General features: G+C 39.5%; 18 protein-coding genes. 1 reads left to right on the top strand and 17 read right to left on the bottom strand.

Features of this window, described 5'->3' with window-relative positions:
- Positions 1 to 122 precede the first annotated feature (122 nt).
- From ALLST_RS0108000 to ALLST_RS0108070, 15 genes are all read right to left on the bottom strand, one after another.
- Complete coding sequence (locus tag ALLST_RS0108000) at positions 123 to 1,061, bottom strand: ketopantoate reductase family protein (protein WP_019893635.1); 939 nt, start codon at positions 1,059 to 1,061, stop codon at positions 123 to 125.
- Between the two features lies 1 nt (position 1,062).
- Positions 1,063 to 1,743 carry an endonuclease III gene (gene nth / locus ALLST_RS0108005; protein ID WP_019893637.1) on the bottom strand — a complete coding sequence of 227 codons (681 nt, stop codon included), beginning with the start codon at positions 1,741 to 1,743 and terminating at the stop codon, positions 1,063 to 1,065.
- On the bottom strand, positions 1,743 to 2,288 hold the full coding sequence (locus tag ALLST_RS11140; protein ID WP_019893638.1) for a DnaD domain-containing protein: 546 nt from the start codon (positions 2,286 to 2,288) through the stop codon (positions 1,743 to 1,745). Before ALLST_RS11140 ends, nth begins: the two co-directional genes overlap by 1 nt.
- Entirely contained in the window at positions 2,272 to 2,928 is a 657-nt protein-coding gene (locus ALLST_RS0108015) for a hypothetical protein (protein ID WP_019893639.1), read from the bottom strand. The genes ALLST_RS11140 and ALLST_RS0108015 overlap by 17 nt, the downstream gene beginning before the upstream one ends.
- 106 nt (positions 2,929 to 3,034) lie before the next feature.
- On the bottom strand, positions 3,035 to 3,715 hold the full coding sequence (locus tag ALLST_RS10530; RefSeq protein ID WP_019893640.1) for a 5'-methylthioadenosine/adenosylhomocysteine nucleosidase: 681 nt from the start codon (positions 3,713 to 3,715) through the stop codon (positions 3,035 to 3,037).
- Between the two features lie 30 nt (positions 3,716 to 3,745).
- Positions 3,746 to 4,456, bottom strand: a complete 711-nt coding sequence (locus ALLST_RS0108025; protein ID WP_019893641.1) for a class I SAM-dependent DNA methyltransferase — start codon at positions 4,454 to 4,456, stop codon at positions 3,746 to 3,748.
- A gap of 24 nt (positions 4,457 to 4,480) precedes the next feature.
- Positions 4,481 to 5,524, bottom strand: coding sequence for a nicotinate-nucleotide adenylyltransferase (locus tag ALLST_RS0108030; RefSeq protein WP_019893642.1), 1,044 nt, complete (start codon positions 5,522 to 5,524; stop codon positions 4,481 to 4,483).
- Positions 5,524 to 5,814: a YhbY family RNA-binding protein gene (locus ALLST_RS0108035; RefSeq protein ID WP_019893643.1), complete on the bottom strand. Its 291-nt coding sequence runs from the start codon at positions 5,812 to 5,814 to the stop codon at positions 5,524 to 5,526. The genes ALLST_RS0108030 and ALLST_RS0108035 overlap by 1 nt, the downstream gene beginning before the upstream one ends.
- Positions 5,814 to 6,896 (bottom strand): GTPase, encoded by a 1,083-nt coding sequence (locus ALLST_RS0108040; protein WP_019893644.1) that lies wholly within the window; start codon positions 6,894 to 6,896, stop codon positions 5,814 to 5,816. Before ALLST_RS0108040 ends, ALLST_RS0108035 begins: the two co-directional genes overlap by 1 nt.
- Entirely contained in the window at positions 6,880 to 7,413 is a 534-nt protein-coding gene (locus tag ALLST_RS10535; protein ID WP_019893645.1) for a YqeG family HAD IIIA-type phosphatase, read from the bottom strand. The genes ALLST_RS0108040 and ALLST_RS10535 overlap by 17 nt, the downstream gene beginning before the upstream one ends.
- Positions 7,414 to 7,417: 4 nt before the next feature.
- Positions 7,418 to 8,929 (bottom strand): NAD(P)/FAD-dependent oxidoreductase, encoded by a 1,512-nt coding sequence (locus ALLST_RS0108050; protein ID WP_019893646.1) that lies wholly within the window; start codon positions 8,927 to 8,929, stop codon positions 7,418 to 7,420.
- A gap of 73 nt (positions 8,930 to 9,002) precedes the next feature.
- Positions 9,003 to 10,028: an acyltransferase family protein gene (locus ALLST_RS0108055; RefSeq protein WP_019893647.1), complete on the bottom strand. Its 1,026-nt coding sequence runs from the start codon at positions 10,026 to 10,028 to the stop codon at positions 9,003 to 9,005.
- 60 nt (positions 10,029 to 10,088) lie between these two features.
- The gene (gene alr, locus ALLST_RS0108060; RefSeq protein WP_019893649.1) at positions 10,089 to 11,255 is read right to left on the bottom strand and encodes an alanine racemase; all 1,167 of its coding nucleotides are present in this window, start codon (positions 11,253 to 11,255) and stop codon (positions 10,089 to 10,091) included.
- Positions 11,252 to 12,301 (bottom strand): D-alanine--D-alanine ligase family protein, encoded by a 1,050-nt coding sequence (locus ALLST_RS0108065; RefSeq protein WP_019893651.1) that lies wholly within the window; start codon positions 12,299 to 12,301, stop codon positions 11,252 to 11,254. The genes alr and ALLST_RS0108065 overlap by 4 nt, the downstream gene beginning before the upstream one ends.
- 1 nt (position 12,302) lies before the next feature.
- Positions 12,303 to 13,661 carry a UDP-N-acetylmuramoyl-tripeptide--D-alanyl-D-alanine ligase gene (locus ALLST_RS0108070; protein ID WP_026472849.1) on the bottom strand — a complete coding sequence of 453 codons (1,359 nt, stop codon included), beginning with the start codon at positions 13,659 to 13,661 and terminating at the stop codon, positions 12,303 to 12,305.
- 322 nt (positions 13,662 to 13,983) lie between these two features.
- Between ALLST_RS0108070 and ALLST_RS0108075 the strand changes: the two genes are divergently transcribed.
- Entirely contained in the window at positions 13,984 to 14,397 is a 414-nt protein-coding gene (locus tag ALLST_RS0108075; RefSeq protein ID WP_019893653.1) for an HIT family protein, read from the top strand.
- Positions 14,398 to 14,618: 221 nt separating this feature from the next.
- On the opposite strand, the gene ALLST_RS0108080 is transcribed toward ALLST_RS0108075, so the two are convergent.
- Together ALLST_RS0108080 and ALLST_RS0108090 are read right to left on the bottom strand one after the other, a co-directional pair.
- Positions 14,619 to 15,026 (bottom strand): hypothetical protein, encoded by a 408-nt coding sequence (locus tag ALLST_RS0108080; protein WP_019893654.1) that lies wholly within the window; start codon positions 15,024 to 15,026, stop codon positions 14,619 to 14,621.
- A 618-nt stretch (positions 15,027 to 15,644) separates the two neighbouring features.
- A complete protein-coding gene (locus ALLST_RS0108090) occupies positions 15,645 to 17,690 on the bottom strand; it encodes an ATP-dependent DNA helicase RecG (protein ID WP_019893656.1) in 2,046 nt (681 codons plus the stop codon).
- Positions 17,691 to 17,705: the final 15 nt, after the last annotated feature.

Genomic DNA, 17,705 nt, shown 5'->3' on the forward strand with positions numbered 1-17,705 from the left:
TCTGAATAAATGCACCCTCATCTTGCCAACACGATTTCCTCTTTTTTCCGCTCTTTTTCACCCGTTTTAAAGCATTAAAAAAAGGAACAACTCGTCATGAGCTATTCCTTCGCTATATTTCTTTAATGCTTGTTTTGAATGCGTGTTTCAATTCTTTGTTTTAAATCTTCCATTACCTTCACACGCACGCCACATTGTTTTGCCCACGGAATAATCGTTCCCGCAAACAAATCAAGTTCCACAGGCCGCTGATATTGGAGGTCTTGTGCCATACTTGGCATAGAATCAGGATCGAATGTTTCGACCCGTTTGACCCAATCATTGAGCATATCTTCTGTAATGGCATAACCTTTTTGATTCAACACCATTCTGGCTTCTTCCATTGCTTGGCAAAAGATTTGATGATATTGCGGAATTTGCGCAACCATTCCATAAGTCACTTGGTAAGCAGCACAGACTTGATTAATGCCACAATTAAACATGAGTTTATTGGCTTGATCCAATAAAATCTGTTGCGAATGTTGAGAGGGAATATGGCAACGATCAAATATCTCTGCAATCGCATGGGCAGCGTCTTTACGTTGTTGGTCGACGGCGCCAAAGACAAGTTCTCCCCGCGTTGTGCATGTTCCTTGTTGGCAAGTCGGATCATAACGAGTATCCATATTTTGCGCTATGGTATGAATAACCTGTAAAGAAGGAAATTGTTGTTCCAAACGATCTTCACTTGCCATTCCATTAATCGCACTCATTAAAATGGTCTGTTCATGTAAAAACGGTTTGACTTGTTGCATTGCTTGATCAAGGCTATAAGACTTACAAGCAAAGATAACTAAATCTGCTTGAAAGTCGTGATCTTCTGGGGATTCTGGACAAATGTAATGGAACTTGATCGGTTTTCCATTCATCGTCACAACTTGGTTTTGATAACGTTCTTTTCGCGGTTGATCGACGATAAAGGCAAAATGTTCTTTCCCTAAGTATTGATGAAATAATTCACCAAAGGTTAGTCCAACTGCACCTCGTCCACAAATACAAACATTTTGAATCACGCGTTTCATCTTATCCTTCTTTCTCGTTGGCTTCTTTATTTTGTTTTTCTTTTTTAGCTTGTTGATAGGCAACTAATTTATCTTTTTTACAAAACTCGGCAAATGGGCATTCGTTACATTTCGGATTTCTAGCCATACAAAAATAACGGCCGAAGAAAATCATGTCATGATGCGCTTGATTCCAACGGGCACGTGATACTTTGCGGCGCAGTTTTTCTTCTACTTTTAAAGGATCATCTTCCACTTTTGCAAGTCCTAAACGTTTAGAAACCCGCTCGACATGGGTATCCACCGCAAAAGAAGGAATATCAAAAGCGACGGAACGGACTACATTGGCTGTCTTTCGCCCCACTCCAGGTAAAGATTGGAGTTCTTTAAATGTGCTTGGGACTTGATCATCGAATTGTTCATGTAACGCTTTTGCTAACAAGACGATGTTTTTCGCTTTTGTGCGATATAAGCCAATGGTGCGTATTGCTTGTTCAACATCATGAATATCCGCATTCATCAAAGATTGACTATCTGGCCACTGCGCAAATAATGCTGGCGTGACACGATTGACTGAAGCATCTGTTGTTTGGGCAGATAACACCACCGCAATCAACAATTGAAATGGCGTGTCATGAATTAATTCACATTTCGCATCGGGGAATATTTGTTCGATTTGATCGATGATTAGATCTGCATTCATTATCGTTTTCCACTTTCAATATCTTGGGCATCTAAGCCTTTTCGCTTCCAATTGGCCAGCATTGCCTCGACATAGTTTAGCGAGCGTTTATTATAGGCACTTGCTTCATCGAGTGCATGTAAAATCATACTTTCTTCAAATTGATTTCCTAAATCGATCAATCGATCCATTTCTGAGCTTGATAATGGCCGTCCAAACTCATCACTAAATTGTGAAAACAACGTTTTCGAAAAGATTTTTTGTTCTTTTTGTGGTTGATATTCAAACAATCCATCCAGCGAGAAAACGAGTTGTTTGTTTTTCATGCCATACGTAAAGTAGCCTTTTTCCGATAACGAACTCAGACATTGATCGAGTCGATTCGCACTTAAATTGGTCTTTGCACAAAGGATATCTGGATCAATTGTTTGATTCGTTTCCATTAAATAGTTCATCACAATCAAAACTAAAGTTTCGTCGCTTTCTAAATGGAAATCTTCAAGATGTTCAAAAATCCAATATCCGCGATTAAACCATGGTTTCTCCCATTCATTCGTTGTTGGCATAGCCAGTCTTCCTTTCATAAACCCATTCTAGGGTGTCATAATCTAACATCAAAATGCGTTCTTTATTTTCTAAGCGATATACCGGTGCGGAATAACCATAAGCCACTTCCACGGTTGTTGCGTCCAGATTATAGTCTGCTAAAGCTTTGTCTCTGGCTTGTTGGTAGTTGAGCGTGGATAAATCGCGTTGCGTGATCTGCGTTCCTGTCGCATCAAACCAATATAATGTCGATTCGTTATATCCTTGCCAAGTGACATAATCGAATTTAGTTTGACGCAAGCCTTGGATATCCGCTACTTGTTGAGTGATCCGCTCTTGCACTGCTTTATTGGTGGCATCTTCAATACGTGCCGGTCCACTAATAAAAAGTGCCCATAAAACGGCAATAATCAAAATGAGAGTCGCAAATAAGCCTAAAGTGACTCCCCATCCCCAATATTGTTTAGCTGGTTCTTTTTTGTCCTTTTTCTCATTTGCACCCTTTTCTTTTGTAGCCTTTTGATTTTGCAAATCTTGATCACTCTGTATTGCTTCTTGGGGTTTGGCTGGTTCCTCAAATTTTGCATCAAAATGATCCCGCACATTAAATTGTGTTTTTTTATTTTCCGTATCTTTTTCTGTTTTACGATCTTTATTCATAGGCGTTTCTCTTCAATTGAACGTTGTTTTTTCACATTCTTTACTATTATACGAAAAGCGAGGGATCCAATCAAAAAAGCCCCACGAGATGGGGCTTTTTAATCAATCATTCGCCTTTCTTACAAAACTCTTCAAAGAAATCCGCTACTTGCAATGCTGCTTGTTTTTCAAACGTTTCAAATTCCACTGGATTTCCTTCGTGTGTTACGACATCGGATAATGTGCGTAAAATCAAAAATGGGACATGGAAGCTTGTTGCGACTTGTGCAACGGATGCCCCTTCCATTTCATTACATGCTGCTTGCGAAAAGCGTGACATTAAATATTCATAATCTTCTTTTGACGTTAAAAATAAATCTTGTGTTGCAACTGTCCCGACGCGCCATTTCAGATTTGTTTTTTGCGCAACTTGTTTGGCACGATTGACCAAGTTTAAATCTGCATCAAATTTCATGCCAATTCCACTTGGACCATCTAATGCGGATGTATCAAAGTCTACTTGAATCGCTGCATCAGAGATCACAAGATCGCCTACTTCTTGTTCATCTTGTAAACCACCAGCAACGCCAATGGAAAGAAGGGCATCGATTGGATAGAGATGGCACATCAAAGTACTTGCGATTGCGGCATTCACTTTTCCTACACCCGACAAGGCAATAACAATTTGTTCATCTTGTAATTGGCCTTCTCTAAATTCAACATTTCCTACTTTTGTAATTTTTACTTCATTCATCTTTGCCGTCACGGCATTGATTTCCGAATTCATTGCTGCAATTAATCCAATCATACTTACCTCCGTATTTTTATGTTCATAATTCTAAATTTTGCGAGCGGCGATAAAGTATTTCTCGCAAGTTTCGAGTGGTTCTAAACCAAAGTCACCCACACAAGAGATCACTTCAAAGCCGGCTTGGTCAAGCCAAGCAAGTAATTTTTCTAAGGGGTAAACACGTTGTAAGTGATGTTCTTGGATCACTCCACTAGTGCCATTTAAAAAGAAGGCAAAATCTTGATAAATCAAATCCCCTTCTGCACTAATCACCCATTGAACTTGTGTGCCGTCATCAAATGTTCCGGCTTCTTCATATTCATCCGCAAATTCTTGCAGACGTTCGTTGCCATGACTATCAAAAAGAAACAATCCGTTTTCATTTAAATGATCATGAATTTGTTTGAAGAAATCTTGGACTTCTGCTTCTTCAATTAAATAGTTAAATGAATCGCAAAAGCATCCAATCGTATCGAACTGGCCAAAGTTGGCTAAATTCCGCATATCTTGCAAGAAGAATTCAATTTGATTGGCTTCTTCTTTTGTTTTTGCGGCCTCTAGCATACTTGCCGAAAGATCTAGTGCACTCACTTGATGATTTTTTGCTAAACGGGCGGTGATTTCGCCACTTCCACAAGCAAGTTCTAAAAATGTTTTGCCCGGATGAAAGGATTCAATCCAATCCACCCATTGATCACAAGCATGATCATCACCAACTAAAGCATCGTAGTAATGACCGAGTGTTTCATATTGAGCCATGTTCTCTATCCTTTCTGTATCCAATCAAACGCCTTGAATATTTTGTTTTTTTAAATATGCTGCGTTTTCTTCTTTTACTTTTTGAAACCCAAGCGCTAAATCAGACATGCTTGCTTGATATAAAGCACTGGAATCATATCCGCGTAAAGGATCAATTTTGTCTGCGATAAATACCATCATCGCATAAGGTTCATTACTTAATCCTTTGACGTGATGATAAATGGCATTGCGAATTTGTTCATCCTCGATGCCATACAGTATGCGCACTACTTCACTACCAATATAGCCATGCCAAATTGCTTTTGGTTCTTCCATATACTGCGGGAAACAGTCTTGAATCCATTTTTCCGCCTCTTTTTTAGGAAGATCTTTAGCAATATCATGAAACAAGCCTGTTAAATATGCTTTATGCACATCCAAATGATGGGCTTTTGCTAGATCCATACAAACTTTCGCTACACTTTTAGAATGCGCAAAGCGATGTGGATTCATCTGTGCAGATACCCAATCTTCTAAATATAGTTCATGATCCACAATATATTGGCGAACTTCTTTGGGGATGAGGTTGAGTCGTTTTCCTTGGCGAACTTGCGTAGACGAAACATCGACGGGATGCATCGCAACCATGACAAACTGCTTGCGAACGCCATCTTTTTTGAGATGGTCATTGCGATCGACAACCACAAATGTGGCAAGTTTTAGCAGTTCTTGCCAATCTTTCCATTGTTCAAATTGCGCTTGTTGATCTGCCCCTAAAATCCAAAACCATTGATAGTCAGGATATTGTTGATGCAAATCGCGCAACGTATCGATCGTATAACTTGTTCCTTGTCGATGTAATTCCAGATCACAAACTTTAAATTGTTGATGTTGTTTACAAACGAGTTGCAACATCGCTAAACGATGTTCGTCACTTGTCGGTTTGAACTCTTTAAGTGGAGCCTGATGGGCAAGGACAAACCAAACTTCATCCACTTCTAACTGATCAATCGCTGCTTTTGCCATTGCGATGTGACCGTTGTGAATCGGATCGAATGATCCTCCTAGTAATGCGACTTTTTTCGTCATTATTCTTTAATTCCTAATTTGTTTTCTTTACTTGGACGATACAAAGTAAATGTGCGTCCAATCACTTGAATGACATCACTGCCTGTTTGTGCCGCACATTCAATTGCTGCTTCACGAACTGTCAGGCTGGATGTTTTTTGCATCGAAACTTTCACAAGTTCATGCGCTTCTAAATCAGAGTCGAGATTTTCAAAAAAGTTATCGGATAAATCTCCTTTTCCAATTTGAAGTAAAGCGGGCAAAGTTTGTGCCATCGTACGTAATTTCTTTTTGTTTTGGGAATTTAACATTAAATCATAGCCTTTCTAAAGGTGACTTGAATGCCTTGGTGGACATAAACTCGCACTTCGCGAATATTTCCAGTCAGTGAAAACCAACCCAAGCCATGGATCACCACGTCTATTTTTTCTTTTGGTTTAATGCATGGACCGTTCCATGCTTTCATTGTTTGCGGTGTGTCATCGATATTTGGTGATAATAATCCCCCTAAATGCTCTTTCCATAAGCGATCGGCATCATCGAGTTTTCCGCGATGAATCGGTACGGATAAAGAGAAATAACCAACAACACTTGCTTTTCCTTTACACATCACATCTAACCTTGCTAGTCCACCAACCGCAAAAGATTGATCTTCATAGATTTGGGAAACATAAGGCTTTAATGGTTTAGTCGGAATCACTTCTTTTAAAACTAAACTTGGCAAATATGTCAATAACGATTTTGCATCTTCCAATCCGGGAGTGTCATATAATTTACGACCATCCCAATCGCGTTCAATCACATCTAATGTTGTTCCTGGATTTCGCGAAATCGTTAAATCTGCTGAACCTAATAGTTTATTCACGAGTGTTGATTTTCCAGAATTGGCCATACCCATAAAAATGACGTTTTGATTGTGGGCATAGCGATTAACAGCATCGTGGATTTCATCGAGAACTTCTTCGCATTTGCCTCCATCTTTAAGCATATAACCGGCAATGATGACATCCACCACTTCGATTTCTTCTTGGGCAAGACGCTGTTCGATATATCGATAAATTTTTGCATCACTAAGCGTTTGTGGTAAAACATCTCGTTTCGTTAAAACTAAAACAATTTTTTTACCCGGTAATCTGCGATTGATGCGACTGACTAAATTACTTTCTAAATTAAATAAATCAACAGTCCAGAAAATCACACCTTCTAGATCGTTAATTTTTTTGAGCGTTTGTTCAGTCGCAATTCCTTGTTGCATATTAATGGTCAAATCTCCATAATGACGCAATTTAAAGCAACGTTGGCAATAAGGTGCATCTAATGATGGCGTATAGCCAATCGCATTTTGATCTTCATTTTGTAGCTTTACGCCACATCCTTTACAGAATTCTGACATAATCGTCCTCCCGTGCTATTTTGCCTTGTTTCTCCCAGCGGGTATAAACAAGATTTTCTAAACAACGCATAATTTTGGTGTCATTGCGCTCTAATTTTGTCAGTGGCTTGGTCAAAATTGTAAAGGTACGCGCAAAGTTGCCCCCGAGAATATCGGTAAACAATTGATCTCCAAGCACAGCACAACGACTAGGTTTCATTTTTCTTTTCGCCATTTGCCACAAATAGGCAAATGGCAGTGGCTTACAAACAAATGTGCATAATGCCACATCTGGATAACCGCCTAATACTCGTTCAATATGAAATTTAAAGTTATTGGAAAAGATCACTGGTTCAATTCCAATCCGTTTTACATCCAAGATAAACTGATGCGCTTCTTTAGAAATGCCCTCGTTTTGCTCGGTTGTGATGGTATTATCGACATCGATAAATAAGACTTGAATCCCTTGATCCTTTAGTCGGTTGAGATCGAGAGTTTGAAAAGATCGCACCGTCATTTTTGGAAATAAAATACTCATAATTTTATTCTACCGATTGTAAAGAAGGCTTGTCAAAGTGGTCCATTAACGCCATTGCGCATCGCAATCCATCAATGGCCGATGTCGTAATGCCTCCGGAATAACCTGCACCTTCTCCACAAGGGTAAACCCCTTGCACAGTCGCTTGTAAAGACGTTTTGTCTCTTAAAACGCGAATGGAAGAAGAACTGCGTGTTTCAACACCCGTCAAAATCGCATCTCCAATAAATCCTGGGATTTTTTGTTCAAATGCAAGCAGTGCTTCTTTTAATGACTTGGCGATAACCGGCGGTAAAAACGTATTGAAATCAATAAAAACATGACCTAATGGATACGTTGGTTGGATGCCATCAAAACGTGTCGTCATGACCCCTTGCACAAAATCTTTTGCCTTTTGCATCGGTGCACGATAAGAGTGCGTCAAATCATATGCCGCATGTTCAAGTTGTTCTTGATAGTCTAAGCCGGCAAATAAGCCTGGCCCAGTATCACTTTGATCGACTTGCACAAGTAATGCGGCATTCGCATTCTCTGCACTACGATCGGAATAGCTCATGCCATTGACAACAACGGTATTCGGTTCACTACTTGCCGCAACAACATACCCTCCCGGACACATACAAAAGCTATAGACACCTTTGTTGGTGGAAACGGTTTGAGTGACTTGATAGCGTGCCGGAATTAAAGTCGGATCGTTAGCACGATCTTTGAGCATCGCCTGGTTGATATACGTTTGATCATGTTCAATTCGAACCCCAATCGCAAATGGCTTACTTTCCATCGCTAAGCCTTTTTCATTGAGCATGCGAATCGTATCACTTGCTGAATGGCCCATCGCAATAATCAGTGCTTGGCAATCGATCCATCCATGATCTTGAATATGTAAAGCAACAATGCGATTATCCTTCACTCGCATATCATCAAATTGGGCATCGAATAAAAATTGGCCCCCTAAATGCTCAATTTCTTGTTTGAGGGCTTTCACAATTTTAACAAACCCATCGGTTCCGATATGAGGATGTTGTTGATATAAAATTTCTGGACTTGCGCCAAAGCGAACGAGCTCTTCAAACACTTTTCGTGCTTTTAAATCCTTCGATCGCGTCGTCAGTTTTCCATCTGAAAAAGCCCCTGCTCCACCCATACCATATTGAACATTCGATTGAGGGTCGAGAATTCCTTCTTGCCAAAATCGATGCACGTCTTCGGTACGTTTGTCAATTTCACTGCCCCGTTCTAAAACGAGTGGGCAATATCCCATTTGCGCTAATAATAATGCCGCAAACATTCCTCCCGGTCCAAATCCGACAACTACAGGACGATTGGACAGTGGCACGTTTCCTTTTGGGGTATACGTAAACTTTTCGTCGGGTGCGATGCGAACATCGGGATTGGATAAGTATTTTTGGGGATGACGAACTTCAGCGTCAATAATAAAGGAAAACAGGACCTTCTGTTTCCTTGCATCCACCGATTTACGGTGAACACTCCAACTTAAAAGATCCTGTTTGGACATTTTCAACTTCTTTAAAAGAGCGCCTTCAATATCCTTGGGATCTGTACATTTTACTTGATGAACTCGAATCATATTACATTAACCAGTTCAGCCATGGATATTTATCACTCAACCTAAGAACCGTACTCGCAAAAAATTGTGCAAGTGCAAGAGTCACTAAGTACACAACGAGATGATATTCCGGAATGACTAATAGCAGCAGGCGCGCGAAAAGGATATGGCTGACATAAATGAGAGTCGATTCCTGCCGCATTTTTACATAAACCGCTTTTTTGGGCATTTTGATTTGAAGCATCATATTCATAAAGAAATATAATGCAGGAATTAACATCAAAAACATGCTGGACTGATCACTTAACACGCCCAGTGCCGAATATACACAAACTTCTAAAATCAAACCAATGAAAGAAGCCGCAAACCCAATCGAGCAAGCTTTTAAATTTGGACGACGCATTTGTGAGCACATCAAGCCAATCCCAATAAAGAGTGGCGCAAAGAAAAATCCATCACGTGCCGTCACGATCATTTTGACAAAGAAACCATACACAATAGAAATGTAAGGTAAGCTTTCCCAAATCGGACCAAAGATATTAATCAAATAGCCGATAAAATATAAAATCAAAGAAACTTCAAGCGTGAAGATCACGCCTTTTTTTGTATATAACCACCATACAATCGCCATACCGAGCATTAATGCTGGTAAAAACCAAAGATGGTAATAAGAACCGTTCAAAAAGAAATCACGGATCCAACCTAATAGACCACTGAGTGAAAAACCAGCTTGAGCGTAGTTCCAAATCGTATACGGTAAGTAAATCACCGTCCAGATCAAATACAGTACGCCAATACGAACAAACCATTTTTTCACGATTTCTTTAGCTTGAATCGAACGCAAGTGAACTTGGTTGACTTTGCGAAACAGAAAGAAACTACTGCACACAAAGAAGAACGGAACGGCTAAACGTCCAATTGTGGAAATAAAGAACAAGTTAAATGCTGGATTAAAATCCACAAAAGGAAATGTATGAATGGCAACGACCAGCATTGCCGCAACATATTTGGCGATATCAATAGCTGGATATTGTTTTAGTTTTGCCAAAGAATTCCCTCCTTCATTCACAAGCTTTTCGCTTGTTTGAATGTTTTATATCGTCCTTGCTTACTTTGCAAGTTCGTTATTTTGATCGATGCGAACAACACGACTTGTGATCGCACTGAGTGTTTCATTGTTGATCGTTTTAGCTAGGCGACTGATTTCATCCACCTTGCAAATTTGATCCCCATCTTTTCCGACCAATGTGGCCACATCGCCTTCAACGATATCATCAAAACCAGTAACATCGACCATGCATTGGTCCATACAAATGTTGCCGACAATCGGAACAAGATGGCCTCGAATTGAAACATTTAAACCTTGATTACTACACATACGGGATAATCCATCCGCATAACCAATCGCCAAAGAAGCAATTCGTCTTGTGCCATGACAAGTGTAGTGACGCCCATAAGAGATCGTTGCCCCATCTGGTACATCTTTGACTAAAGAAACTTTTGTTTTCCATTCTAAAATTGGAATAAAATCCGGATTCGATTCGATTTCGATCGTATCATCACTCGTCACACCCATATATAAAAGACCAGGACGGCAATAATCCATTCCTAAATCTTTGTAGTTCAAAATACCATATGAGTTTTGAATATGACGTAATCCTGGTTCAATGCCTTGCGCTTTTAAACGATCGACTAATTCGTTGAATAAACGAATTTGATTTTCTGTGAATGCTTTGCTGTCACAACCTAAATCATCACTGACCGGGAAGTGCGAGAAGATCCCTTGTACATCGAGACCTTTCATCCAATACACTTCGCAAATTTGTTCGAAATCTTTTTGTCCATCTTCATATAAAATTCCAGTTCGATTCATACCGGTATCCGCTTTGACATGCACTGACATTTTCATATTGTGAGCAAGACCATATGCATTCAGTTTTTTCGCATAGTCGTAAGAAACAACGGATTGAACAAAATGACCTTGGGCTAATTCATCAAAACAAGCAGGCGCCGTATAACCCAAAATCAAAATTGGATCCTCGATTCCGGCTTGGCGTAACTGTTGCGCTTCACTCAAACAAGCTACCGCAAAATAGTCGACCCCTGCTTTTTTGAGTTCTTGCGTACAACGTACAGCACCATGACCATAAGCATTTGCTTTCACAATGCCCATAATCTTCGTGTTTCCAATTAACTTTTGAACTTCTTTGACGTTATGCGCAATTCGATCGTAATGAATTTGCGCCCACGTTCTTTGTTTGTCGATTTCTATCATAGTTGGATCTCTTTTTGCATCGCTAAATCGATCAAAGTATCAATTAAATCGCCAAATTCTGTTCCTGCAGCATTCATCATGGATGGATAACGGCTTGTTGCCGTAAATCCTGGAATGGTGTTCACTTCGTTTACTAAGATTTCGCCTTTTTCGTTAATGAACATGTCAACACGAGCCATATCGCGACAACATAAAACGCGGAATACTTTTTTTGCTAATTCTTTTGCAGCATCTGATTTTTCTTTTTTAATGCGCGCTGGACAATAGATAGCAGAATCTTTCATTTCGTATTTTCCGGCAAAATCAAAGATTTTTCCGGCCATTTCGATTTCATCGATTTCACCTGTAACTAAGGCTTCATCCCCTAAAACTGCACAACCGATTTCAAAGCCATCAATTGCCCCTTCAACAAGCACTTTTTTGCGTCCATCATATTTAAACGCATCTGCAACAGCTTGTTCATACTCTTCTTTATTGTCCACATAATGAACTCCATAAGAGCTTCCGGCATTACATGGTTTAATAAACCATGGCAAAGGAATAATCTTTTCTACTTCATCAGCAGACATCAATGGATCTTCCCCATGTAAACAAATATATGGAGCAGCAGGAATGTTCGCTTGATCAAATAAACGGTGCATCACTTCTTTATCCATACATACGGCAGAACCTAAAAGATCACAACCTACGCAAGGAATACCAAGTAAAGTTAATAGTCCTTGAATGGCACCATCTTCTCCGTTTTTACCATGTAAAATAGGCAAGCAACAATCGAGAGAAATCATCTCGTTCGTTTCCCGTTCAACCATTCCGCCATGAACCCAAGCAATTGGTTTTGCATGTTCTTCATTTTGCCAATGATCGTGTTCAAGATCATCAATCGATCCTGTGTAGTGGTAGAAACCACCTTGTAATGTGATCCCAATCATCACAACTTCGTAACGTTCTGTATGAATCGAACGTAAAACAGATGCCGCGGAGTGCAAAGACACGCTATACTCTGAACTTTGACCGCCAAAAATGACGCCAAGACGAATTTTTTCCATACTATTCTCCTTCTAGACAGCCTTGCACCACGCTGTCCATTTTCATTGCTCGTGAACCTTTTACTAGAATTGCGCTATTTTGGTTCGCAAATGCTTTCAGTTCACGAATCATATCTTCTTTCGATTCGAAATGTTTCTTTTGTTTTGTGAATGCATCATGAGTGTGCTTCGATAATTCACCCCATGTATACAAAATATCCACGCCCACTTCGTTTGCAAAACGACCAATTTGAGCATGAAGTTCATTTTCCTGTTCACCTAAATCAAGCATATCGGATAATACCGCAATATGCAGATCGGCTGGAATTTGAATCAATGTCTGCAATGCACGCTGACAAGCTTCCGGATTTGATTTATAAGTATCATCGAAAATACAGGAATTGTGCCAAGCGTGAATATCTCCACGCATTGGTGTTAAATGGGCATTGCTTAAAGCCACATACCAGTTTTCTTCTGGAATTTTTGCAGCTTTTGCGACCAATAAAGCTGCTGTCGCATTATCGGCTTGTACCATATTAACACTTGGAATAAAGAACGGCTGACTTGCTAGCTCATCTAACATAAAGGTTAGACCTTTGCGAGAGAAGCCCAGATCCTTTGGTTCATATTTTGTATGCGGTCCATAAGGAATGACTGTCCAAGTCGGATCCATCGTTAACTCACGAACCGCTTGTTGAATTTCTTCGCTTGCGGCATGGTAAATAAACGTTCCATTTGCTTTTAAAGAAGAAACGATTTCACATTTTGCCCGCGCAATATTGAGCTTGGAACCCAAATTTTCCATATGGGCACTGCCAATTGATGTAATCACCGCAATATCCAATGGCGCAATGGAACAAAGATACTCAATCTCACCTTTGTTTTCCATCCCCATTTCAAGAATCAAGACTTCTGTATCTAAGTCCGCTTCAAAAATGGTTAGCGGTAAGCCAATTTCACTATTGCGATTGCCTTGGGTTTTCCATGTCTTCCATGTCGAGCCAAATAAATCGGCACAAAAATCTTTTGTGGATGTTTTTCCATTGGAACCCGTAATCCCAATCGTAAGTGGATTCATCTGTTTTAGCCAAGCACTCGCCAATTGTCCAAGTGCGTCTACCACATTGTCCACAACGATTGCTCTTGTACCTTCCGGAATATAGGCATGATCTTTTTGCCAGAACATTACGCCACCTTGGTCCATCACTTGCATCGCAAAATCGTGACCATCGACACGGGCCCCAACAATTGGCGCAAATAACATTCCCGCCTGGACAACTCTAGAGTCCGTAACGACACCACAAATCTCAAAATCAGGGTCAATATGAACAAGTGTGCCCGAAACGACTTGAGCCACTTGTGATACTTGCATTTTTATCATTTTAAATCCTCACGTTTATTGACGACTTCATTGTCGATTCCCCTATCGTCAATCACGACGTTTTTATGGATCGGCAATCAAAGGATATATCTTATAAATTATACATTTCCTAGAATGCAAGTACAAAATTTAGAGATAAATTCAAGAATGTAACTTCTTTCAATGTCCATAATCGTTAGGGATTGTTCATTTATAGAATTTGATTTTTTCAAATCAGAATAAATCTTGTCGTTTTTTCTCGTTTTTCAAAAAAATCAGTACAATAAGATTTATAGAAAAAAAGTTGTATAAACATACTCAACAATCAGAAAGGATGACAATCATGGATTGTATTTTTTGTAAAATTGCGAATGGTGAAATTCCATCCACGACCCTTTATGAAGATGAAGAAGTTCGCGTAATTTTTGACATCAACCCTGCTAGTGTAGGACATGTTCTCATTTTACCGAAAACTCATGCGGCATCTTTACTCGAATATCCAACCGAAAAGCTCGGCACAATTTTTGCGATTGCTCAAAAAATCGGAAATGCGATGATTCAAGGATTACCTTGCGATGGTGTCAATATTTTAGCCAATTGTCGTGAAGCAGCTGGCCAAACTGTCGATCACTTCCACGTGCACATCATTCCTCGCTATGCCAATGCACCAACTAAAGATGCGATGACCATCGAATCAGGAACGATTGAAAAGCCTGATTTTGATGCTTTAAAAGAAGCGATCACAAAAGCATTCTAAAATCGATTCAATCAACAATGGACAAGAAAACAGTCTTCGAAAGAGGACTGTTTTCTATTTTTAACCTAGAGCCAAACTAATCAACTTCCAATCTATTCCCTACAACAAAAAGATCCCCTTTCCGTCGTTTCTCTTATTTCGAGTATCGACTAAAAGAGGATCTATACACTTTAATCTTTTATCCATTTAATGCTTCTTTTGGCTCTAAATCTTGTTTGGTTCTAATTTTTATCGGTTGTTAATATTTCTATAGTTCTTAATAAGACATAGGCAACCACCATAGCAATCGACAATACCCGAAAACCATTATCCTCCGTTTGTGACCACACAAAATAGATGTTTAATCCCATGACAACGAACATAAACCAATCAAAATAAGTCCACTTATTGAGGACCGGCAAAGACTTTAACTTCGCACTGATCGCATCCGTCCATTTTTTTAGCAGCGGCCTCAGCTTATAATTTGGATTTGTAACGGAGTCATTGTACAGATATGAGAATAGCAGAATAATTGAAATGACTTTTAAAATCCAATTTCCTGTTTCAAACCAAGATTTTAAAGTATCAACAAAAATCATGGCCTGAATCGTTCCAGAGCGCAATGAATTTATTGGTGTCCAATATTTCATGCGGTTCATCCCCTTTACTACTTGTTGGAATGATAATCAAAATTATCATCAATCCATTGCTTAAACAGTTCTTGTCATGCTAATCGGAGCTAGAGGTACACCTACAAACAAAAGCGCAGAAAGACATGCAGTCCCAGCACATTTCATTTTATTTTTTGTCATTTTAATGACCTCACTTTCCAAGCTACTCAATATAGCTTTTTTGCAATGACAACAACTCTATTTGTAGTAGACCCTAGGGTAAAGCAACCAACCTTGATATAAGATCAGTACAATTGTTAATTACATTTTAAAACGTTTTTTATTCAAAGCAACGGATTTCTTCAGTTTCATACAACTTTATTTATCATAAATCTATTTGAATTGTATCTAACCGCAGATTTGAAACGTAGAATGCTTATTTAATGACGTTCCAAGTATCGAGCAAAAATCCGCTCTATCTTAAGGAGAAATCTATGTCATTTAAAAAGATAAAAAGGATGCTATCACCGTATAAAAAAAGAAGATCTGCCCACCTAAATAAAGGAGCAAATCTTCATATACAAATTGCCTATATTTTTTCTTCGCTTTGATCGCAAACGCCAATCCTCTTTACACTTTTTGATCATCAAAAATTCTTTAGTCAATGGTAACTTTATCGCGAACTAAGCTTAGATAAGCCATCATATTGCGATTTTGTTCATCTTGGGGATTCGCTAAAATCTCTCTGGCATCATATGCACAACAATCCATCATCTTTAAATCTTTGCTCGCATCGCCCAAAATAAAAGCCGGAAGTCCTGATTGTCTTGTTCCTAAAATATCGCCAGGACCACGCAGTTCTAAATCATAAGCAGATAAATCAAAGCCATTATCCAGCTCTTCCATCTTTTTAAGGCGTAGTTTGGATTCTGGTGTTTTTGAAGAAGATAGTAGATAACATTCCCCTTGCTTTTTCCCTCTTGCACAACGCCCGCGAAGCTGATGCAAAGTCGACAATCCAAAACGATGAGCATCATAAATCACCATCATCGTCGCATTGGCCACATCGATTCCGACTTCAATGACTGTCGTTGAAACAAGAATTTGAATTTTTCCCGCTTTAAATTCTTGCATAATATCTTCTTTTTGTTCGGTAGTCATCTTGCCATGCAATAAACCAACAGAAATGCGATCTTTAAATACGGAGACCATCCCTTCATGGATTTTCTTGGCCGCAGTGACTTCTTCCTCTAAATTTTCTTCAATCGCTGGACAAACAACATAGACTTGGCGTCCTTCTTTTTCAATCCCTTCTATAATTCGACCTAAAACCGGCTTCATCGAAGAAGACTCAAAATATTTTGTTAAAACCGGCATGCGCCCGGGTGGCATCGTATGAATGACAGACAAATCGATATCGCCATAGATAAAATGCGCCGCGGTTCTAGGGATAGGTGTTGCAGACATCAATAACACATCGGGTTGATGACCTTTTTCAATAAGAGATCGGCGTTGTAAAACCCCAAAGCGTTGTTGTTCGTCGGCAATCACTAATCCTAAATTGTCATATTCAACAGCTTCTTGGAATAAAGAATGGGTCCCGACGACAATTTGAATTTTTCCATATTTTAAATCTCGTAATATTTTTCGTTTCTCATTCGCTTTTAAAGAAGAACAATATAGCGTTGCCGGAATGCCGAGTCCTTCAAAGCTTTTGACATGTTGGCGGGCCAAAATTTCTGTTGGCGCCAACAAAGCGCATTGTTGATTGGCTAAAGCACAGGCATAAGCAGCCATTGCGGCAACGATCGTTTTTCCACAACCCACATCCCCTTGCAATAGTCGATACATGGCGATGGATTCGCGCATATCGGCCAAGATTTGATCGATGGATTTACGCTGGTCTGGCGTTAGAGGATAAGGAAGAGAGCGAATTTTTCGCTCAATCATTTCGGTATCAAATACTTTGGCTTCTTTTTCAATCCGTTCGGACTGCATCAATCGTGCACAATGGAAACAAAGAAATTCTTCATATTTTAAAGAGCGCACGGCTTGATAGAGTTGTTGTTCACTTTGTGGTTTATGGACATAGCGCAACGCATCGTTTTGCTTGAGCAAGCGATACTTTTCGCGAAGTCTTTGCGGAACGCGATCGGGTATGGTATCCACATAATCCATTGCTTTATCCATAATCCGGATCATCGTATCGCGTCTGACTTTTGGGGGCATGGAATAATTAGGATAAAGGGCATACCCTTCTGGTAAAGGTTGGCGACTTGTCCATAAGGAACCAATCGTATTGGGTTCATGAAAAATTCCACAAATCGTCAATTGATCTTCTTGGCTAATCGCTGGAAAATAGCCATATGAGAAAATAGAGACATCAAATTCTTTATGATCAAACCACACTTTCAATCGGGTGACTACGCGTCCTCGAGAAACGCGTTGATTACTTTTCACACTTTGGACAATTCCTTCAAATAACACTTCATCGCCATCCTGCCATTGATCACTCGGTAAAATATGGGTATAGCGCAAAGGATAAGTATGAATGAGTTCGCTAAATGTATGGATCCGTTTATGGGCTAAGATTTGTTTTTGCGTTGGTGTGAGTTTCAGTACATCTAATTCACAAGGTTCAATTGGTTTTGATTGACGGGAAGAAGATTTTTTAGGTTTATTTTCATCTTGCTTTGTTGCCATTTCTTCCTCCTTTTT

This window comes from Allobaculum stercoricanis DSM 13633 (assembly GCF_000384195.1).
GTDB classification, from domain to species: domain Bacteria; phylum Bacillota_I; class Bacilli_A; order Erysipelotrichales; family Erysipelotrichaceae; genus Allobaculum; species Allobaculum stercoricanis.